At 37.2% G+C, this 20,120-nt stretch carries 16 protein-coding genes; 10 read left to right on the forward strand and 6 right to left on the reverse strand.

What is annotated here, in order from left to right:
* Positions 1–188 precede the first annotated feature (188 nt).
* From clpB to DYE19_RS07475, 3 genes are all read left to right on the forward strand, one after another.
* Positions 189–2,756: an ATP-dependent chaperone ClpB gene (gene clpB / locus DYE19_RS07465; RefSeq protein ID WP_049215501.1), complete on the forward strand. Its 2,568-nt coding sequence runs from the start codon at positions 189–191 to the stop codon at positions 2,754–2,756.
* 155 nt (positions 2,757–2,911) lie between these two features.
* Complete coding sequence (locus tag DYE19_RS07470) at positions 2,912–3,289, forward strand: thioredoxin family protein (RefSeq protein ID WP_115323146.1); 378 nt, start codon at positions 2,912–2,914, stop codon at positions 3,287–3,289.
* A gap of 17 nt (positions 3,290–3,306) precedes the next feature.
* A complete protein-coding gene (locus DYE19_RS07475; protein WP_115323147.1) occupies positions 3,307–4,035 on the forward strand; it encodes a cytochrome c biogenesis CcdA family protein in 729 nt (242 codons plus the stop codon).
* Between the two features lie 230 nt (positions 4,036–4,265).
* Here the strand turns inward: DYE19_RS07475 and DYE19_RS07480 are convergent, their stop codons facing one another.
* The 3 genes from DYE19_RS07480 to DYE19_RS07490 form a co-directional block, all read right to left on the reverse strand.
* The gene (locus DYE19_RS07480; protein WP_049215508.1) at positions 4,266–5,408 is read right to left on the reverse strand and encodes an N-acetylneuraminate epimerase; all 1,143 of its coding nucleotides are present in this window, start codon (positions 5,406–5,408) and stop codon (positions 4,266–4,268) included.
* A gap of 123 nt (positions 5,409–5,531) precedes the next feature.
* Positions 5,532–7,415, reverse strand: a complete 1,884-nt coding sequence (locus DYE19_RS07485) for a TRAP transporter large permease (protein ID WP_049215509.1) — start codon at positions 7,413–7,415, stop codon at positions 5,532–5,534.
* A gap of 68 nt (positions 7,416–7,483) precedes the next feature.
* Positions 7,484–8,467 carry a sialic acid TRAP transporter substrate-binding protein SiaP gene (locus DYE19_RS07490; RefSeq protein WP_049215511.1) on the reverse strand — a complete coding sequence of 328 codons (984 nt, stop codon included), beginning with the start codon at positions 8,465–8,467 and terminating at the stop codon, positions 7,484–7,486.
* A gap of 243 nt (positions 8,468–8,710) precedes the next feature.
* Between DYE19_RS07490 and DYE19_RS07495 the strand changes: the two genes are divergently transcribed.
* From DYE19_RS07495 to nanA, 6 genes are all read left to right on the forward strand, one after another.
* Positions 8,711–9,310, forward strand: coding sequence for an SGNH/GDSL hydrolase family protein (locus tag DYE19_RS07495; RefSeq protein WP_115323148.1), 600 nt, complete (start codon positions 8,711–8,713; stop codon positions 9,308–9,310).
* 181 nt (positions 9,311–9,491) lie between these two features.
* Positions 9,492–10,178: an N-acetylmannosamine-6-phosphate 2-epimerase gene (locus tag DYE19_RS07500; protein ID WP_049215515.1), complete on the forward strand. Its 687-nt coding sequence runs from the start codon at positions 9,492–9,494 to the stop codon at positions 10,176–10,178.
* Between the two features lie 22 nt (positions 10,179–10,200).
* Entirely contained in the window at positions 10,201–11,094 is an 894-nt protein-coding gene (locus DYE19_RS07505; RefSeq protein WP_049215517.1) for an N-acetylmannosamine kinase, read from the forward strand.
* A 9-nt stretch (positions 11,095–11,103) separates the two neighbouring features.
* Positions 11,104–11,571, forward strand: coding sequence for an N-acetylneuraminate anomerase (gene nanQ / locus DYE19_RS07510; RefSeq protein ID WP_115323149.1), 468 nt, complete (start codon positions 11,104–11,106; stop codon positions 11,569–11,571).
* Positions 11,572–11,598: 27 nt separating this feature from the next.
* Complete coding sequence (locus DYE19_RS07515) at positions 11,599–12,465, forward strand: MurR/RpiR family transcriptional regulator (RefSeq protein WP_049215521.1); 867 nt, start codon at positions 11,599–11,601, stop codon at positions 12,463–12,465.
* Positions 12,466–12,485: 20 nt separating this feature from the next.
* Positions 12,486–13,367, forward strand: a complete 882-nt coding sequence (nanA, locus tag DYE19_RS07520; RefSeq protein ID WP_005764817.1) for an N-acetylneuraminate lyase — start codon at positions 12,486–12,488, stop codon at positions 13,365–13,367.
* A gap of 96 nt (positions 13,368–13,463) precedes the next feature.
* On the opposite strand, the gene ligA is transcribed toward nanA, so the two are convergent.
* Positions 13,464–15,485: an NAD-dependent DNA ligase LigA gene (gene ligA / locus DYE19_RS07525; protein ID WP_115323150.1), complete on the reverse strand. Its 2,022-nt coding sequence runs from the start codon at positions 15,483–15,485 to the stop codon at positions 13,464–13,466.
* A gap of 218 nt (positions 15,486–15,703) precedes the next feature.
* Between ligA and DYE19_RS07530 the strand changes: the two genes are divergently transcribed.
* Entirely contained in the window at positions 15,704–18,238 is a 2,535-nt protein-coding gene (locus DYE19_RS07530; RefSeq protein ID WP_115323151.1) for an autotransporter family protein, read from the forward strand.
* Between the two features lie 76 nt (positions 18,239–18,314).
* Here DYE19_RS07530 and pgeF read toward each other — a convergent pair whose 3' ends face one another.
* Both pgeF and rluD read right to left on the reverse strand, forming a co-directional pair.
* Entirely contained in the window at positions 18,315–19,058 is a 744-nt protein-coding gene (pgeF, locus tag DYE19_RS07535) for a peptidoglycan editing factor PgeF (RefSeq protein ID WP_115323152.1), read from the reverse strand.
* A gap of 12 nt (positions 19,059–19,070) precedes the next feature.
* The gene (gene rluD, locus DYE19_RS07540) at positions 19,071–20,045 is read right to left on the reverse strand and encodes a 23S rRNA pseudouridine(1911/1915/1917) synthase RluD (protein WP_115323153.1); all 975 of its coding nucleotides are present in this window, start codon (positions 20,043–20,045) and stop codon (positions 19,071–19,073) included.
* Positions 20,046–20,120: the final 75 nt, after the last annotated feature.

The raw sequence follows: 20,120 nt of genomic DNA on the forward strand, positions 1-20,120 counted from the left end.
ATTTTAATAAAAAGTTTAAAAAGCCATCAAAATTTCATACAAGCTATTAAAAAATAAAGTTTAATAGGCATTTCTTAAAATATTCTACATCCCCCCTTGAAAAACTAAAAAATGCGCTTATTTAATCCTTGTAAATCGAGGGGATATTGCCCTTTAACTTAATTTAGATGCAAAAGAGGACATGGAATATGAATATCGAAAAATTTACGACAAAGTTTCAACAAGCGATTAGCGAAGCACAATCTCTAGCAATTGGTAAAGATAACCAATTTATTGAACCTATTCATTTATTAACGGCTTTATTAAACCAACAAGATGGCTCTATTGCTCCAATTTTAACTGCAGCAGGCGCTAATTTAGCTTTATTACGCAATGAATTACATAGTGAGCTGAATCGTTTACCGCAAGTATCAGGAAATGGTGGAGATATACAGATTTCACGTAGTTTAATTAATTTATTAAACCTGTGCGATAAACTTGCCCAACAACGTCAGGACAAATTTATCTCATCTGAGATCTTTTTATTAGCTGCACTAGAAGACAAGACCTTAGGTGAAATATTCAGAAAGAGCGGTGTAAAAAAAGAAAATTTACAACAGGCTATTCAACAAGTGCGCGGAGGACAAAATGTCAATGACCAAAACGCAGAAGAAAGTCGACAAGCATTGGATAAATATACAATCGATCTGACCGCACGTGCTGAAAGCGGCAAACTAGATCCTGTGATTGGACGTGATGAGGAAATTCGTCGAGCGATTCAAGTCTTACAACGCCGTACTAAAAATAACCCCGTGTTAATTGGTGAGCCTGGGGTTGGTAAAACTGCGATCGTTGAAGGATTAGCACAACGTATTATCAATGGTGAAGTGCCTGAGGGTCTGAAAAATAAACGGGTACTTTCACTTGATATGGGCGCATTAATTGCAGGGGCGAAATATAGAGGTGAATTTGAAGAGCGCTTAAAAGCAGTTTTAAATGAACTTGCGAAAGAAGAAGGTCGTGTGATTTTATTCATCGACGAAATTCACACAATGGTCGGTGCAGGTAAAACAGATGGGGCAATGGATGCTGGAAATTTACTCAAACCGAGTTTAGCACGTGGGGAATTGCATTGTGTTGGCGCGACAACTTTAGATGAATATCGTCAATATATCGAAAAAGACGCCGCACTAGAACGCCGTTTCCAAAAAGTATTTGTTGGTGAACCAACAGTAGAAGACACTATTGCGATCTTGCGTGGTTTAAAAGAACGTTATGAGATCCACCACCACGTACAAATTACTGACCCTGCAATCGTGGCGGCAGCAACACTTTCGCACCGTTATATCTCCGATCGCCAATTGCCAGATAAAGCGATTGACTTAATAGATGAGGCTGCATCAAGTATCCGTATGGAAATTGACTCAAAGCCACAGCCATTGGATCGTTTAGAACGCCGCATTATCCAATTAAAATTGGAACAACAAGCGTTACAAAAAGAAGACGATGATGCCAGCCGTAAACGTTTAGATATGCTGGAAAAAGAATTGAGCGAAAAAGAACGTGAATATGCCGAACTAGAAGAGGTGTGGAAAGCAGAAAAAGCTGCACTTTCTGGTACGCAACATATTAAAGCGGAATTAGACAATGCAAAAACTCAAATGGAACAAGCGCGTCGTGCTAGCGATTTCGCTAAGATGTCTGAGTTGCAATATGGTGTTATTCCGACTTTGGAAAAACAATTAGCCCAAGCAGAATCAGCAGAGGGCAAAGAAATGACCTTACTCCGCTATCGTGTTACCGATGAAGAAATTGCAGAAGTGCTTTCTCGCGCGACTGGCATCCCTGTAGCAAAAATGATGGAAGGCGAGAAAGAAAAATTATTACGTATGGAGGACGAGTTACATAAACGAGTGATTGGTCAACATGAAGCAATTGAAGCGGTAGCGAATGCTATTCGCCGTAGTCGTGCAGGATTATCAGATCCAAATCGTCCTATTGGTTCTTTCTTATTCTTAGGACCAACTGGCGTAGGTAAAACGGAATTATGTAAAACATTGGCTAACTTCTTATTTGATGATGAAAACGCCATGGTACGTATTGATATGTCAGAATTTATGGAAAAACACAGCGTATCTCGCTTAGTTGGTGCACCTCCAGGTTACGTTGGTTACGAAGAAGGTGGCTATTTAACAGAAGCTGTACGCCGTCGCCCATACTCGGTGATTTTGCTTGATGAAGTCGAAAAAGCACACCATGATGTGTTCAATATTTTATTACAAGTGTTAGATGATGGACGTTTAACTGATGGTCAAGGTCGTACTGTTGACTTCCGCAATACCGTTGTGATTATGACTTCTAACTTAGGCTCACATCTCATCCAAGAAAACAAAGATATGGATTATGACAGCATGAAAGCTTTAGTGATGTCTGTCGTAGGACAACATTTCCGCCCAGAATTTATCAACCGTATTGATGAAAGCGTTGTCTTCCACCCATTAGGCAAAGAAAACATTCGTGAGATTGCGACAATCCAACTAGCTCGCTTGATCAAACGTATGGAAAGCCATGGCTATCAATTACGCTTTACAGATGCGTGTTTAGACTTTATTAGTGAAGTAGGTTATGACCCAGTTTATGGTGCAAGACCGTTGAAACGTGCTATTCAACAAGAAATTGAAAACCCATTAGCACAGCAAATTCTGTCTGGTAAGTTACTTCCTAATCAATTAGTCACGATTGATTATCTAGACGGAAAAGTGGTTGCTAATCAATAAATAACTTTCTTAGCTATCAAGCCCAATACTTATGTATTGGGCTTTTTTATAAAGTGCGGTCATTTTTATCAAATTTTCTGTAATAATTTGTATAATCTTTCGTCTAAATTAATCATGATACCCATTAATTTTTTAACACGCTTTAGGAGCATTTTATGAAAAAACTTTTTGTATTTCTTGCAACATTATTCATGTCAATTCAGATTCTAGCCGTTGATTTTAAACCTTTTGAGCAAGCTTCATTTGATGCTGCACTGCAAACGAATAAACCCGTTTTAGTCGATGTTTATGCTGATTGGTGCCCAACTTGTAAACGTCAATTAAGTATCTTAGAGCCAATGCTACAAGAAGAGCAATTCAATGATTACAGCGTATTTAAAGTTGACTACGACCAGCAAAAAGAAGTACTTAAACGCTTCAATGTAACGCGTCAAAGTACGTTAATTTTGTTCAATGAAGGCAAAGAATTACGCCGTGGTATTGCAGAAACCAATGAATCGCGCTTACGTCAGTTTATCACGGTATCTGAATAGTTCATGAGGTTGCTTATATGGATATTAGCCTAACAGTATTAGCACTAAGCTTATTAGCAGGATTACTGACAACGCTTTCACCTTGTGTATTACCTATTTTGCCTATCGTTGCCTCTTCAGCGATGGCAAAACGTAAAATAGGTTTATTTACCCTTGCTTTTGGTATGGCAATTTCTTTCACTTTGGTTGGTACAGTTATTGCCTCTATTGGATTAGCACTTGGTTTAAATAGTGAATATTTGCGTTATGGGGCAGCAATATTAATGCTGTTAGTCGCCTTTTGGTTACTCAGCAATCGCTTACAAGCCTTGTTTAGTCATTATACTTCCGCATTAAGTGGTCGTGGCGAAGCATGGTTAAGTGGCTTTAATCCTGAGTCTGCTATTGGGCAATTTTTAGTGGGTATATTGTTAGGTATTGTTTGGGCACCTTGTATTGGTCCAACATTAGGCGCAGCAATTGCACTCGCTAGCCAAGGAGAAGCCCTTGTAAGCGTTGCTTTAGTCATGGTGATCTTTAGCTTAGGTGCCGTTATTCCATTAATTGCAATTGGTCTCCTTTCTCGTCAATTTTTCCGTGACAAACGGGAGAAATTGGCCGATGCTGGTCAGAAAGGGCGCAAAATCATGGGTTGGAGTCTACTTGTTGTCGGTTTATTAGTCTTAACTGGATTTGACAAACAAATTGAAATTTGGCTAGTCGAATTAAGCCCTGCATGGTTAACTGACTTGACTACACGTTTCTAAATTAAGGATCAAAGTGCGGTTGAAAACACAAAAATTTTACACCTCAATATATCCTGCTTAGACAAAATCAAGGTAGACTGCATGTCTACCTTTTTAGTATGGTTGTTGACTGATTTATGCTTTGAGACAATCCCATTATTTGTAAAAACTAACAACGTAACCACATAAAAAAGGCAAGCCAACTCGCTTGCCCTTAAATAAAAAGATCATGTTTATGATCAATTCGACAATTATTCTACAGTTAGTTTTTTACCATCAAAGCTCATTGTCTGAACTGAAGTGAGTGGTTTACCACCATCAGTTTCACCACCGATCAATAATACTTTGTTATTATAAGAAACTGCTAGCCCATAGCCGATGTTAGCAGGAAGCTCACCGACAATTTTCCAGTTACCACTTTTTGCATCTAATGCATATACATCTTTATGATAAGTTTTCTTCAAACCACCTGTACGGTGCGCATCCATGATACCTTTTTCATAGTTTGCAAGCGCGCCTGGGAAGTTTGCACCACCTGTGACAATATAATGGCCGTTAGTATATCCGCCCATACCACCAGCAATACCGTCTTGTTTGTCATAACCTTTTGGTGCAGGTAAATCACCTAATTTTTTCCAAGTAACACCATCTTTACCAATAGTTCCTACTGCGCTGCCCGGTGAGCGTAAACCTGCTTTTACTTCGCCATTTACAACTAACAATTTACCATCTTTGATTGCCACTGCTGCGCCTGCACGACCTGAATATGGGAAGTAACCCTCATTACGCCATACATTGTTTGCTGGCTCATAACTTAGAATTTCAGGTGAGAAGAAGAAATCTTGTGCGCGTAAATTGAAATATGGATCAAAAATTGCTTTTTCTTTCTCTTTATCACCACCCGCTGCTTTGACATCTTGGAATAAACCATTCCAAATTTCATGGTTTACACCACCAACGAAATAAATCTTGCCGCCATCTGCTGCAACACTCGCACCAACAGAAGTTGAGCGTGGTGAACGCGTTGGTAATTTCATCCAAGTATTATCTGCAGGATTGTATTCATATGCATCATTGATAATTTGATTTTTTGCAACATCAGTATCTTGGAAGCCACCAAACACATAAAGTTTACCATTTACACCAGCAGCAACAGGTTGATTACGTTTACCACCTGGGAATTCAGCAATTTCTTTCCACTCTTTTGGATCTTTAAGATTTAATGAATAGAATTTAGTTGTACCAGTGCCACCTAAACCCACATAAACGGTATCACCAACTAATGCACCAGCGCCCGCTTTAATGCCTTCTGGTAAATCTGGATATTGTCCTGCTTGTGCTGCGAAAGCGGTTGCTGCTAGAGCTGCAAATAAAGCTGTTTTTGTAAATTTCATTTTATTACCTCAATTAGTTAGGTTAGTAAGAATGAATACCTATTCAGATACAACATTGAATGGCAAGTTTTAAGTTAAAGCCAGCCAAACACGACTGGCTTTGAATTCCATTTCCTCACGCCATTAAGGCATCAGAAGATTTGGTATAAAGGTGATAATTTGTGGGAAAATCGTAATCAATACTAATGTAACAAAAATTGGGACTAAGAATGGTAAAACCCCTTTCGCCACAGTACTTACTGGCATATTACCTACACGAGCAACTACGAATAACGCCATACCCATTGGTGGAGTTAAAATACCAATCATCATATTCAACGTCGTCATTACACCAAAGAAAATCAAATCAATACCAAAGTGAACCGCAATTGGAATTAACATTGGTAATACTAAGAATTGCAATGCTAACGCGTCAATGAACATCCCTAAGAATAACAATAATAAGTTGATCATTACTAATACTGTTGTTGGTGAGTCAGCAACTGCTACAAAGACTTCTGCGATCTTCATTGCAACTTGCTCACGTGCAATCATGTCACCGAAGAAGGTCACAGTCATCACCATAAGTGCGGTCACCCCTGTAATTGCCATTGCTTCAATACAGCTTTTAAATAGCATTTTGAAGTCTAACTCTTTATATACAAACATACCAATGATGATTGAATAAAACGCTGCAATAACCGCTGCTTCAGTCGGAGTAAATAAACCAGAGAAAATTCCCCCGATAATCAATATTGGTGTTAACACTGCCCAAATTGCTTTTTTAAATGCTTGACAACGTTGTTCTAAAGTCGCTTTTGGTGTTCTTGGATAACCACGTTTTTTAGCCACATAATAGTTCATTATCATTAACGCGATCGTCACTAATACACCTGGTACGAAGCCTGCAATAAATAATTTAGCAATTGACTGGTTAGCAATAACACCATAGATAATCATTGCAATACTTGGGGGGACAAGTGGACCGATAATACAAGAAGCTGCGGTAATACCACCACAAATATCATCATCATATCCAGCATCACGCATCGCTTTAATTTCTAATTGACCCAAGCCGCCTGCATCAGCGAGCGCTGAACCTGACATACCAGAGAAAATTAAACTCGCACCGATATTTACATGCCCCATACCGCCTCTATAATGACCGAGTAATGCACGTGCGAAATCAAAAATACGCTCTGTAATTCCCCCTGTATTCATCAAAATACCCGTTAAAATAAAGAACGGTACACTTAATAATGGGAAGCTGTTTAAACTATCTGTTAATTTTGATGATGCCGAGTTAACAATGTTCCAACGTGTCATTGCAAAATAAAGTAAAGTTGCAATGAATAGTGACCAACCAACAGGGGTCCCTATAAACATAATAATAAGCCAGACAACTAAAGTAATATAAACAGCATCACTACCAAATTTCACATAGTTAGAAATACGTAATACTTTATACCAATCTGGTTCAATAAATAAAATTGCAAAAATAATGACCGCACTAATGATAAAAGCAATAACTGGAATATAGCTTAATTTGTTTCTATAGTTTTCAGCTTGTGCCTGGAAAAAGCGGAATAACATTAAGCAAGAAATAAATGGTAATGCGGCATACATCCATTTTTCATAAATAATCGTTTCTCGACCAATTAAATCCGAGGCAAAAGCAGTTAATGCTTCCATTTTAAAACTAGAATCGAACCAAACTTTAAAACCTAAATGGATAAAAATAATGATCGAAATAAAAATGAGAATTTGTACAAAAGAGTTTGTCACTCTTCTCACTTTCTCAGGCATAAAATTAGTTAAAAAATCAATGTAAACATGTTGCTGGCTACGAATACCCATACTGATACCCAATAAGCCGACATAGATAAATAGCAATCTTGCGAGTTCTTCACTCCAAATAAATGGGGAATGAAAAATTTGACGAGCAACGATTTGTGCTAACAGAATCAGAAAGATTCCGATGAACATCACGCCACCGATCCATTCTTCTAATTTATTTATTATTTTCATAGATACCTCAACAACCCAATAAAAATGAACCTTATCCCTTAAGAATATAGGGATAAGGTTACTCACATTTATTTAGTTAAATTAGAAATTTCTTCTACAGCCATTTTACCGACTTCACCATTTTTCTTGAGATACTCATCATAGTATGGTGTTAATGCTGCTTTAAATGGTTTGAGATCTGGTGTAGTTACAGTTACGCCTTGACCTTTGAAAAATTCAACTAAGCTATTTTCACCATCAACGAAGAGTTTAGTATGGTACTCAGCTGCTTTAGCTGCCGCATCTTTAACCACTTTTTGTAAGTCTTCTGGTAAATCAGACATTGTTTCATTACTTACAAGATAAAGTTGGTCATTTAAGATATGGTTAGTTAACGCTAAGTATTTTTGTACTTCATAGAATTTTTGTGCTTGGATTGTTGGTAATGGGTTCTCTTGACCATCTACAGAGTTAGTTTGAAGCGCTAAATACACTTCTGAGAATGCCATTGGCGTTGGCGCTGCACCAACATATTTAGCATATGCAAGGTTAGTTGCTGCGTTAGGTACACGTAGTTTTAAGCCTTTCATATCATCAATGCTGTTAATAGCACGGTTAGATGTTGTTTGGCGAGTACCATTATAAGCAACAGATAATACTTCTACATTTAATTCTTTATCAATTTTTTTCAATAAACCTTGACCAAATTTTGTATCTAATAATGCTTTCTTCGCTGTTTCAAAATTTGGGATCATGTAAGGTAATGCAAATACTTCTGCTTCAGGGAAGTAAATTTGGAAACGCGCTGACTCACCTAATGTGAAATCTAATGCACCGTCTTTTAATTGTTTAATCATAACACGGTCATCACCTAATTGCGCACTAGGGAAAATCGCAACCTCAATTTTGCCGTTAGATTTTTCTTTCACTTCTTTAGCAAAAAATTCTACTGCTTTATATTCGTTCGAGCTTGGGCCTGCTACCATACCGAATTTAAGATCGTAATCTGCTGCAAAAACAGAAGCCGAAACGCCTAAACATAAAGATGCGAGTAGTAGTTTTTTAAATTTCATTATGAGTTCTCCTCTATTGGTTACGTTGGGATTACGTTAAAATAATGATGAAATAAATTTCACACGTCTGCATTCTAAAGTGAAAAAACTATTTTTTATATAGAAAATGAAGTTTTATTTCATAAATGATAGCTACGTCACAAAATTGAACATTTCTCCCCTCTAAAACGATGTAAAATGTTTACCAAAAAACGATGTTTTATATAATGCTTGGAGTTTTATTTCAATATAGGTAGTAAAGCCATGCTAAGTGACCAAGATATTTTTCATCGCTATCAAATAAAATCTAATGAGTTTAAAAAAAAAGCAGACATTAGTTTAATTGGTCATTCATTATTTGATATGTGGGAAGACCTACCTAATGGAACACCAACTCTAGCAAACCAAAGTGTCGCTAATTTAGGTATTTCTGGCGTAAGTACTCGACAATATCTTGATGTAATTATTAAACCTAAACTTATCACTCATTTAGGTAAACATATCTTCCTTTTCTTAGGGGTGAACGATATTTGTAAAGAAAAAGAGTATTCTCCCGCTAAAGTCATGGAGTGGTTGAATCAAATACTGGATCATTTACATACTATCTCTCCACATTCACACTACTATTTATTAGAAGCTACCCCAGTAAACGCTATTTCAACGGTCACTAATACACAAATTAATACACTTAACACTTATTTAAAAGCAAACTGCCCTGAGACTGTAACTTATATTGAAACACAATCGGTCTTTAGCAATAGTGACCATGAATTAAATTTAGCTTTATGTACTGATGGATTACATTTCAATCAAGAAGGTTATCAAGTTCTGGCTAATTTATTAGAAAAATATTTACAACAATAAACATTAAAAATGTCTTTAAATAAAAGAAATAATCACTGAAATAAAACCACAAAATACTTGTGTCTAAATATGCGACAGAGATCGCAAATTTTCATTATTTTAGTTGTTATTTTTTTATTCTAAGATTAATCTATACAAATTGGAGTCAATCTTCTTTTGACAAAATAAGACTGGAGTTAACATGTCAAAATTATCACATCAACAAATTTTAGAACAAATCAAATATGGATTAATTGCCTCTTGCCAACCTGTCGATGATGGTCCTATGGACTCACCTGAAATTGTTGCTGCTATGGCACAAGCCTCTGTGATTGGTGGTGCCGCTGGTTTACGTATTGAAGGTATTGAAAATCTCAAAGCGACTCGTAAAGTTGTTAATGTTCCTATCATCGGTATTGTCAAGCGAGATCTAGATGATAGTCCTGTTCGTATTAGCCCGTTTTTACAAGATATTGATGATTTAGCTGCTGCTGGTGCAGATATTATTGCATTTGATGGTACTGACCGTATCCGCCCTACCACACGCGAAGCAATTGTAAAACGGATTAAAGAGTTAGGTTGTTTAGCGATGGCTGACTGTTCTAATTTTGAAGAGGGTATGCACTGCCAAAACTTAGGTGTTGAAATCATTGGTAGCACAATGTCAGGTTATACAGGGGGGGAGGTCCCCTCAGAGCCAGACTATCAACTGGTTAAAGATCTTAATGCTGCAGGTTGCCGCGTGATGGCTGAGGGGCGTTACAATACACCTGAATTAGCAAAAGTCGCTATTGAAATTGGTGCTTATTCTGTCACAGTAGGTTCTGCATTAACACGCCTAGAACATATTGTCAGTTGGTTTGCTGATGCGGTTAAATCAGCCAAATAGTTTTAAGTAGAAAGGAGAAATTATGCGTTGTTTAGCATTGGATATTGGTGGCACTAAAATTGCCTCAGCAATTGTTGTTGACGGCAAAATCGAGCAGCGTCAACAAATCTCTACTCCACAGGCAGATGCAGCAAATGCAATGCATGAGACTTTGGCACAAATCCTAGCACAATATGCTGGACAATTTGATTATGTTGCTGTTGCTTCAACTGGCATTATTAATAATGGTATCTTAACTGCGCTTAATCCAAAGAATTTAGGGGGATTAGCTGAATTTCCGCTGAAACAAAGTATTGCACAGCATACAAATAAACCTATTGGTTTACTCAATGATGTACAAGCAGCAGCCTGTGCAGAATATAAAGATGAAGATAAAAACAAAATCCAAAATTTCGTCTTTATCACTGTATCAACAGGTGTCGGTGGAGGAATCATTTTAGAACGCCGTTTACTGACTGAACCTAATGGTGTCGCAGGTCACATTGGGCATACCCTAGCTGATCCGAATGGCCCTCTCTGCGGTTGTGGTCGCGTAGGTTGTGTAGAGGCAGTTGCTGCTGGACGTGCGATTGAAGCTGTATCTAGCCAGTGGAATCCGCCTTGCACCCCCAAAGAAGCCTTCGAGCTATTTAGAAAAAATGATGAAAAAGCGACCGCACTTATTCAACGTTCAGCAAAAGCAATCTCTCATTTAATCGCAGATTTAGTCATTGGTTTAGATGTACAAAAAGTGGTCGTTGGTGGCAGTGTTGGCTTAGCTGAAGGTTATTTACCTTTAGTCCAACAATATTTACATGCGATGCCACATTTCTATCATTGCACTGTAGAACAAGCTCGTTATGGACAAGATGCAGGGTTAATTGGCGCAGCTTGGTGGGTAGGCGATTGTCTACAACAAGGTATCAATTTGAAATAGGAGAAGATTATGTTTATTGGTGATTTAACTCGTGATGACTTTAGATTGGGTCTACCTAAAGTCATCATTGAGGTATGTGAATATTTAAATACGCTAGATTTAGCTGCATTAGAAACAGGTCGTCATGATATTACCGATCAAATTTATATGAATGTCATGGCATTTGATACAGCCGCAGCTGAAAGCAAACAGGCAGAATTACATCGTCAATATATTGATGTACAAGTATTGATTTCTGGCAAAGAAAACATTGAATATAGTGTTGCTTATCCAACACTCACTAATTATACCGACTATGATGAGAAAGATGACTATCAACTCACACCAGAAATTGAATATAAGAGTACATTGACCTTAAAACCTAATATGTTTGTCGTGTTCTTACCTTATGAGCCACATAAACCTGGCTGTAATGTTGATAATCAAGTGGTCAGTCTGAAGAAACTTGTGGTGAAAGTGCCAGTAGAATTACTGTAATTTTGATCGCACTTTTAAGGAGCCTCTATGTTAGTCAGTGGAAAAATTTTAGATACAATTGGTGCGCTACACGATAGCCTTACTAAAACAGAAAAAAGAATTGCTGCAACGATTCTTGCATCGCCAGATTTGCTCAGTCAGTCTTCTCTTTCTGATATTGCGAAACACCTTGATGTCGGTGAAGCAACATTTATTCGTTTCTGCCGTACACTCGGCTTCAGAGGCTTCACTGACTTTAAATTAGAACTTGCAATTGAATTAGCTACTAGAGAAAAGCAATACCATTCTTTACTCGATACGGATATCTCATCTTCCGATGATCCAAGAAGCATTGCCGCAAAATTACAAAGTACTATAACCAATGTCATCTCAGAGACAGTGAATCTATTAGATTTCAATGAGTTAGAAACCATTGTCAATTTGATGATGAAGGCAAAACGTATTTTCTTATTTGGTGTAGGCTCTTCAGGCATTACTGCAGAAGATGCGAAAAATAAATTTATGCGTATTGGCTTACAAGTGGACTCTACTTCGAATAACCACTTTATGTATATGCAAGCCGCTCTGATGCAACCAGGCGATGTGGTGATTGGTATTAGTCACTCTGGTTACTCTAAAGAAGTGATCCAAGCACTTAATATTGCGAAAAAAAATGAAGCGACAACTATCGCTATCACACATAACCTACGTTCACCAATTACCCATGCCGCTGACCACGTGTTGATTAATGGTAATCGTCAAGGGCAATTACAAGGTGATTCCATGGGAACAAAAATTGCTCAACTTTTTGTCTTAGATTTGATTTACACTTTAATCGTCCAAGCGACTGAAGATAAAGCAACTAAAACGAAGCAAAAAACAGTTAATGTCATTTTAGAACAACGTGTCAAATAACACATTTATAGGAGTGTCCAATGAAAAACTTAAAAGGTATCTTCAGCGCATTGTTAGTTTCTTTCAACGCTGATGGTTCAATCAACGAAAAAGGCCTACGCGAAATCGTTCGTTATAATATCGACAAAATGAAAGTCGATGGCCTTTATGTTGGTGGCAGTACGGGTGAAAACTTTATGCTTTCAACAGAAGAGAAAAAAGAAATCTTCCGTATTGCAAAAGATGAAGCAAAAGATCAAATTGCATTAATTGCACAAGTAGGTAGCGTCAACTTACAGGAAGCAATTGAGCTAGGTAAATATGCAACAGAATTAGGTTATGATAGCTTATCTGCCGTCACACCTTTCTACTACAAATTCAGTTTCCCAGAAATCAAACACTACTACGATAGCATTATTGAAGCTACAGGTAACTACATGATCGTTTACTCTATTCCATTCTTAACAGGTGTAAACATTGGTGTTGAACAATTCGGTGAGCTTTATAAAAACCCTAAAGTATTAGGTGTGAAATTTACAGCGGGTGATTTCTATCTATTAGAACGCTTGAAAAAAGCTTATCCAAATCACTTAATTTGGGCTGGTTTCGACGAAATGATGTTACCTGCAGCAGCATTAGGTGTCGATGGTGCAATCGGTAGTACATTCAACGTAAATGGTGTCCGTGCACGTCAAATTTTTGAATTAACACAAGCGGGCAAATTAAAAGAAGCTCTTGAAATTCAACATGTAACTAACGATTTAATCGAAGGTATTTTATCTAATGGTTTATACCTAACAATTAAAGAGTTATTAAAACTTGATGGTGTTGAATCTGGCTATTGCCGTGAACCAATGACAAAAGAATTAACACCAGAGAAAGTGGCTTTCGCAAAAGAATTAAAAGCAAAATACCTTTCTTAATTTCTCAAAAACTGACCGCACTTTGATAGTGAGAAGTGCGTTATATCCCATATAAAAAACCGCTTAAACGTCTATTTTAAGCGGTTTTCTTTTTTCTTAACGATAAGGTTGTGACCAATCTAAGAAAGTTTGCTCATCAATGACTTGTACATTCAACTCATTTGCTTTTGTCAGTTTAGATCCTGCACTTTCACCTGCTATCACTAAATCTGTTTTCGCGGACACACTACCACTCACCTTTGCACCTAAACTTTGCAATAATGCTTTAGCCTCTGTCCGCCCCATTTGAGTTAAAGTGCCTGTTAAAACGACTGTTTTTTCTTTAAATGGATTATCGTCTGCTTCTTTCAGCTCGACAGTTTCCCAATAAATCCCCTGCGCCAATAGGTCTTCGACAACTGCGACATTATGTGGCTCACGCCAGAATACAAAAATACGATTGGCAACCACCTCCCCAACATCTTGAACTTGCTGTAATTGTTCAAGACTTGCTTCTTTTAACGCGGTTAATGATTTGAAATAATTCGCTAAGTTTAGTGCAGTCGCTTCGCCCACTTCACGAATGCCTAATGCAAAAATAAAACGGGCTAATGTCGTTTTTTTCGCTTTTTCCAAACTGTCTAATGCATTTTGTGCAGATTTTGGTCCCATGCGCTCTAGACGCATTAATGTAGTAAGATCTAACTTAAATAAATCTGCTGGTGTATGAATTTGTTCACGATCGACTAATTGCTCGATGAGTTTAGCACCCACACCATCAATATCCATTGCTTTACGCGAAACAAAATGTTTTAGTGCTTCCTTACGTTGTGCTGCACAAAATAAACCACCTGTACAACGCGCAACAGCCTCACCCTCAATACGTACGATAATGGAATCACATACTGGGCAATTTGATGGAAACTCAATTTTTTTAGCATCCGCAGGACGTTTCTCATGCACAACACCTATAATTTGAGGGATCACATCACCAGCACGACGAATGATTACTGTATCGCCAATAGCAATATCTAAGCGCTCAATTTCATCACCATTATGTAAAGTCGCATTACTCACTGTCACACCCGCTACAAATACTGGAGATAATTTTGCGACAGGTGTAATCGCACCTGTTCTTCCCACCTGAAACTCAACACTATTTAATATTGTAAGTTCTTCTTGTGCAGGAAACTTATAGGCAATCGCCCAACGTGGTGCTTTCGAAATAAAACCGAGTTCTTCTTGTAACTCAATATCATTGACTTTAATCACTGTTCCATCAATGTCATAGCCTAAGTTACTGCGTTTTTGCATAATTTGACGATAAAAATCCAATACCTGTGTTATACCATGACACAACTGAACTTCCGTATTCACTGGAATCCCGATTGTTTTAAGCCATTGTAAACGCTCGAAATGAGTTGTCGGTAATTCGATCCCTTCTGCAATACCAATCCCATAAGCATTAAGTACTAATGGACGTTGACTAGTAATTTTAGGATCTAATTGACGTAATGATCCTGCTGCTGCATTACGCGGATTAGCAAAGGTTTTTTCTCCTCTTGCTAAGGCTTTCTCATTTAACAATTCAAACCCTGTCTGCGGCATAAATATTTCACCACGTATTTCCAAACGTTTCGGTGGCTTTTCTGTTAATAATTGCAGGGGAATATTACGTATAGTACGAATATTAGAAGTAATGTCCTCGCCAGTGGTCCCATCTCCACGCGTCGCCGCTTGTACTAATTTACCCTCGACATACAAAATACTTACAGCCAATCCATCAAGTTTGGGCTCACAACAAAAGGTCAATTGCTCTGGTGATACAATAAGACGATCATCAATACGCTTAACAAATGCCTTAAGCTCTTCATCTGAAAAAGCATTATCTAACGATAACATAGGGATTTCATGCTTTACTTCAGTAAACCCAGATAAAGGTTTTGCCCCAACACGTTGTGTTGGTGAGTCTGTGGTTATCAACTCTGGATATTGTTTTTCAAGATTTTTTAATTGATGAAACAAACGATCATATTCTGCATCAGGAATTTGAGGGCTATCCAGCACATGATATTGATATTCATGATAGCGTAAGGTATTCCGTAATTGTTCTAATTCGAGTTTGATACTTTTTGTCATATAAGATCCTGATAAAAACGCCCGCACTTATAATGCGGTTCAAGTGAGGCAAATTCTACAATATTTTTTTATCTCCGCATATTCATTAATATTCAAACTGCCTACACTTTGCAAACAAAAATCCACTAAAATCTTTATGGATTTTTTGTTTATTTTTAACTCATTAAGGTTTAAAATAATAAGTTATGCTATTTTCGCTATAACCCGAGTATTAATAAATGAAAAAACAAGTTTCTCTCATCTCTCTAACACTATCAGCACTACTTTATTCTAGTCATGGTTTTACAGAAACCGTGGCTAGTTGTGGAGAGGGATGTACAAAAACAGAAACCATTGATGCCTCAACAAATACACATAAAGTTGTCATTGATGGAAATAAAACAAAATCTTATTCGACCCAATTTGATAATCTGCAAAGTAATAAGAAATATCATCTTATCAATTATCTACACCTAGAAAATTCAGGTTATAAAATTTATGTGCCTGAGTGGCAGGATGCCACTAGTGCTGAAATAATCAACTATGGCAAACTCATTAGCCAAGGTAGTGGTGTGACGAGTGCTATTGATGCACAGTGGGGAAATATTACAGAAAAATTACATGTTACTAACTACGGTGAAATTCGTACTGAAGGTGGAGGCTATAATGAGTGTGGAGTTTGCTCAAGTTATTTTAAACGTAATGATGGAGGGAGAATCAAAGCACCAACTGAAGTCGTTTATGAAGTGAATAATTTAGGTAAAGATGCCCTTATTTCAGCGAATGGTGGCTTTGCAATTTGGTTAGATAATGGAAAATCAAGCAGAATCAACAATGAAGGCACAATCTCATCAAAAAGTACAAGTGTTCCTACAACAGTAATTAGATATGCCAATAATGTCGAAGTAAAAAACAGTGGAATAATAAAATCTGAAGGGCATACAGCAATTTTTATTCAAGATACGAATAATATTAAGTTGCACAATAACAATAAGATATTATCTGGAAATCCTGATAAAACTCTTATTATATTGTCAGGTGAGAATGTCTCTTTTACAAATAGTGGAGAATTGTCATTTACAAATCAAGACTCTACTAAACGTAACCAAGCTATTACTCTCGACGGGAAACAAAAATCAGAACTCACACTTCAATCAGGTTCAAAAATTAATGGCATTGTCAAAGCAAATCCGAGCAATAGTCAATTGATTTTAGAAGGTTCTGGTGAAGAAGTAGGGAGATTTAATAATCAAAGTAAATTTCAAAATTTTAATACTTTTATCATGCGTGGCGATACATGGACACTCTCTGGTCCATTTAGCTTTAAGCAATTAATCAAAGCTGAGTCTGGTAAATTAACATTCAAAGAGGGCAGTTTAACTGCACCGAATATTCAGTTAAATACAGGTACAACGTTTAATTTTACAACAGATTATGCATTAAATGGCTCGACGAATAACCAAGGTAGTTTCACATTCGAACATCAAGAACCTACACTGATGTTTAAAAATTTAACTATCAACGGGAACTACCGTGGCGACAATGGTGTACTACATTTATTTGCCGATTTTAATGGTTCTACAAATCTGACAGATAAATTACGCATTAATGGTAAAGCAGAAGGTACAACTCGCCTTGCAATCAAACATATTGGCAAAAGTGATGAAAAGGCAGTAAATGATGTCAAAATCATTGAAACCCAGCAATCTACTCATAATGCTTTTGTAATTGATGATTATCTTTCAAAAGGCGCATTTGTTTATCACTTAGAAAAACGGAATGAGAATAACCAAGATAATTGGTATCTAACAAGCTATATTAATGGTACACCGAGCTATCGACCAGAAATGGCAGGTTATGCCAATAACTTATATGCGGCGAATCATTTATTTAATTTACGCCTTGAAGACCGTTTAGCACACAATAATTTCATCAATCAATCTACTGACAAATCGCTTTGGTTACGTTTAATTAAGGGGACGACAACTAATCAAATGCAAGATCAACAAAACAAAACTCAAGCACGCCGATATATTATCCAACTAGGCAAAGATATGATTAAGGCAAATCATTATAAAGTCGGCGGAATGTTTGGTTATGCTAAACAACATAACAAAATAGAATCCTTACATACCCGCCCTTCTCGAGCAAAAATACAAGGTTATGCCTTAGGCATTTACAGCACATGGTATCAAAATACTGATCATTCTTCGGGTTTATATGTTGATGGATGGCTACAATATCAATGGTTCAAAAACCAAGTCATTAATCCTGATTTAGTAGATGAATCCTATCGTTCTCGTGGTTTCAGCACATCCCTTGAAACAGGGTATAGATTGCCATTAATACAGTATCGTGTCAGTGATTGGGCACATCGTTTAGAACTTCAACCTCAAGCACAAATGATTTGGCAAGGTGTTAGCGCTAAACAATATATTGATAAACAAGGTACTGTTATTGATAGTTTAAATAATCATAATTTACAAACTCGCCTAGGCATAAAATTAAGTTTAGACAGTCACTTATTAATCCAACAATTCAATATTAAGCCTTATTTAGTATTTAATTGGCTACATAATACAAAAACTTATGGCATAACAATGGATGGAGTAATAAATCATATTCAAGGAACAAAACATCTCTTAGAATATAAAGCTGGGATTGAATCTCAATGGAACGACTCTCTACAATTTTGGGCAGATACTACTCATCGTCGAGGTAAACAAAATTTCAAAGATAATCAGCTCAATCTAGGATTCAGAATCCTCTTTTAATAAAGACGACTGATTCGCTTATAAAAAAGTGCGGTGGATAATTTCAATATTCTCACCGCACTTTTTATCAATATTGCTATTTATCAGCAAACCAAATTAACGTTGCCATCCGCCCCGTTTGTCGTTCACGACGATAAGAGAAAAATTGATCGTGCTGAGTAAAAGTACAATATTCCCCTCCACTAATATTTGTTATACCTAGTTGATTTAAACGTTGTGTTGCTAATAAATATAAATTTCCTAAATACTTACCTGACTCATTAGGATCCTGTTTAAATGCCAATCCTGCTTGCATATTTTGCTTACAAAATTGTTCAACAACTTCTTGCCCCACTTGAAATTTTTTAGGACCAATAGCAGGTCCCAGCCAAGCAATGATTTGCTCTGTAGGACTGCGAAACTGAGAGACAGTTTGCTCTAAAATACCATTACATAGTCCTCGCCAACCTGCATGTACTGCCGCAACTTCATTACCCTGTTCAGTCGTCAACAAAACAGGTAAACAATCTGCTGTCATCACAAGACAGACTTGATTTGGTTGATCTGTATAAACTGCATCTGCAGTCAGACTTGATGTATTAGTTATGGGTAATTTGATAACTTTAGTACTGTGAATCTGTTCTAAAAAAACAGGCATTTGCGGTAACTGCAATCTTTCCATGAGTAAAGTGCGGTTAGTTCTCACCGAATTTTGATCATCCCCAACATGGCTACCTAAATTGAAACTATCATAAGGTGGTAAACTAACGCCACCTTGCCTTAAGGTACTAAAAGCAGAAACTGTATCTGGTCCATTCCAGTTAGGTTTAATCAGACTCATCTTCTTTTCTACTTAATAATCGAGATCATCTTTATGTAACTGATAATCTGCTTTTAAAACATCAACTAACTCAACAAAATCTGCGGGTAATGGGGCCTGCCACTCCATTAGCTCCCCAGTAATAGGGTGTTCTAAACGAAGCATAATCGCGTGTAATGCTTGTCTTTTAAACTCACGTAATACCGACATCAGTTCTTCACTTGCATGCTTAGGAGGACGAGGGCGACCACCATAAGTTTGATCACCTAATAATGGATGAGCAATATAAGCCATATGCACACGAATTTGGTGGGTCCGCCCCGTTTCCAAACGTAAGCGCAACCGCGTGTAATTACGAAAACGTTCCATAATACGATAATGGGTTACTGCTGGTTTCCCCATTGGATGCACAGCCATTTGAGTACGCTTAGTTGGATGACGTGCCATTGGTTGTTCAACCACACCACCTTTAGTCATAATGCCACAAGCAATCGCTTCATACTCACGAGTAATTTTACGTTTTTGTAAATCACGCACTAATTTTGTTTGAGCAGGAATCGTTTTTGCTACAACCATTAAGCCTGTTGTATCTTTGTCTAAACGATGTACAATCCCTGCACGTGGTACCTCTGCAATTTGTGGATAATGATACAAAAGTGCATTTAATACTGTACCCGATGGATTTCCAGCCCCAGGGTGTACAACTAAATCCTTTGGTTTATTAATCACTAAAATATCATCATCTTCATATACAATATTGAGAGGTAAATTCTCAGGTTCAAAACGCGTATCATCTTCAACTTCAACCGTAATTTCAACATGTTCCCCACCATATACTTTAGTACGTGGAATGTTTACAGGCTGCCCATTCATGTGGACTAATCCCTCCTCAATCCAGCTCTTTAATCGTGATCGTGAGTAGTCAGGGAACAATTCAGCTAAAGTTTGGTCTAAACGTTGTCCCATTTGAGATAGCTGAACTTCAGCCGACAAAGTAATTTGTGTCATAAAGAAAAAAATCCGTTAATGGAGTTTGCTTATTTAATAATGTTATATACAATATTGGGTCATTGTAACTCATTT

Origin of the sequence: Pasteurella canis, from assembly GCF_900454865.1 — a bacterium.
Taxonomy (GTDB): Bacteria; Pseudomonadota; Gammaproteobacteria; order Enterobacterales; family Pasteurellaceae; genus Pasteurella; species Pasteurella canis.

What these genes read in the sequence shown, in the direction of transcription:
- clpB (WP_049215501.1), top strand. Translation starts at nt 189, where the DNA reads ATGAATATCGAAAAATTTACGACAAAGTTTCAACAAGCGATTAGCGAA.
- DYE19_RS07470 (WP_115323146.1), top strand. Translation starts at nt 2,912, where the DNA reads ATGAAAAAACTTTTTGTATTTCTTGCAACATTATTCATGTCAATTCAG.
- DYE19_RS07475 (WP_115323147.1), top strand. Translation starts at nt 3,307, where the DNA reads ATGGATATTAGCCTAACAGTATTAGCACTAAGCTTATTAGCAGGATTA.
- DYE19_RS07480 (WP_049215508.1), bottom strand. Translation starts at nt 5,408, where the DNA reads ATGAAATTTACAAAAACAGCTTTATTTGCAGCTCTAGCAGCAACCGCT.
- DYE19_RS07485 (WP_049215509.1), bottom strand. Translation starts at nt 7,415, where the DNA reads ATGAAAATAATAAATAAATTAGAAGAATGGATCGGTGGCGTGATGTTC.
- DYE19_RS07490 (WP_049215511.1), bottom strand. Translation starts at nt 8,467, where the DNA reads ATGAAATTTAAAAAACTACTACTCGCATCTTTATGTTTAGGCGTTTCG.
- DYE19_RS07495 (WP_115323148.1), top strand. Translation starts at nt 8,711, where the DNA reads ATGCTAAGTGACCAAGATATTTTTCATCGCTATCAAATAAAATCTAAT.
- DYE19_RS07500 (WP_049215515.1), top strand. Translation starts at nt 9,492, where the DNA reads ATGTCAAAATTATCACATCAACAAATTTTAGAACAAATCAAATATGGA.
- DYE19_RS07505 (WP_049215517.1), top strand. Translation starts at nt 10,201, where the DNA reads ATGCGTTGTTTAGCATTGGATATTGGTGGCACTAAAATTGCCTCAGCA.
- nanQ (WP_115323149.1), top strand. Translation starts at nt 11,104, where the DNA reads ATGTTTATTGGTGATTTAACTCGTGATGACTTTAGATTGGGTCTACCT.
- DYE19_RS07515 (WP_049215521.1), top strand. Translation starts at nt 11,599, where the DNA reads ATGTTAGTCAGTGGAAAAATTTTAGATACAATTGGTGCGCTACACGAT.
- nanA (WP_005764817.1), top strand. Translation starts at nt 12,486, where the DNA reads ATGAAAAACTTAAAAGGTATCTTCAGCGCATTGTTAGTTTCTTTCAAC.
- ligA (WP_115323150.1), bottom strand. Translation starts at nt 15,485, where the DNA reads ATGACAAAAAGTATCAAACTCGAATTAGAACAATTACGGAATACCTTA.
- DYE19_RS07530 (WP_115323151.1), top strand. Translation starts at nt 15,704, where the DNA reads ATGAAAAAACAAGTTTCTCTCATCTCTCTAACACTATCAGCACTACTT.
- pgeF (WP_115323152.1), bottom strand. Translation starts at nt 19,058, where the DNA reads ATGAGTCTGATTAAACCTAACTGGAATGGACCAGATACAGTTTCTGCT.
- rluD (WP_115323153.1), bottom strand. Translation starts at nt 20,045, where the DNA reads ATGACACAAATTACTTTGTCGGCTGAAGTTCAGCTATCTCAAATGGGA.